The sequence below is a fragment of the Staphylococcus sp. EG-SA-2 genome, assembly GCF_017152085.1.
The window spans coordinates 1-516 of the sequence record NZ_JACYHC010000222.1; the positions used below are offsets into that span (position 1 = coordinate 1).

The 516-nt window shown below is 37.4% G+C and carries 1 protein-coding gene; it reads left to right on the plus strand.

Annotated features, from left to right (window positions below; genetic code table 11):
* Positions 1 to 516: imidazole glycerol phosphate synthase subunit HisH (hisH, locus tag IDG60_RS27315; protein WP_206160448.1), on the plus strand; the 516-nt coding region annotated here is incomplete at both ends.

Here is a 516-nt window from a genome sequence, read left to right on the forward strand (position 1 = left end):
TAAAACGCGCTATTGAACATTTAGGGTATGAGGTGGTTGTCTCAAATACCTCAAAAATAATCGATCAAGCAGAAACAATCATATTGCCCGGTGTCGGCCATTTTAAAGATGCGATGTCAGAGATAAAGCGATTAAATCTCAATGCAATATTGGCTAAGAATACTGATAAGAAGATGATTGGTATTTGTTTAGGCATGCAATTAATGTATGAGCATAGTGATGAAGGCGATGCATCTGGATTAGGGTTAATCCCAGGAAATATTTCGCGTATCCAAACAGAATACCCAGTGCCACACTTAGGCTGGAATAATTTAGTGAGTAAGCACCCTATGTTAAATCAAGATGTTTATTTCGTACATTCTTATCAAGCGCCGATGTCAGAAAATGTAATTGCATATGCGCAGTATGGGGCTGATATTCCGGCAATTGTTCAATTTAACAATTATATTGGTATTCAATTCCATCCTGAAAAAAGCGGTACATATGGGTTACAAATTTTGCGTCAGGCAATACAAG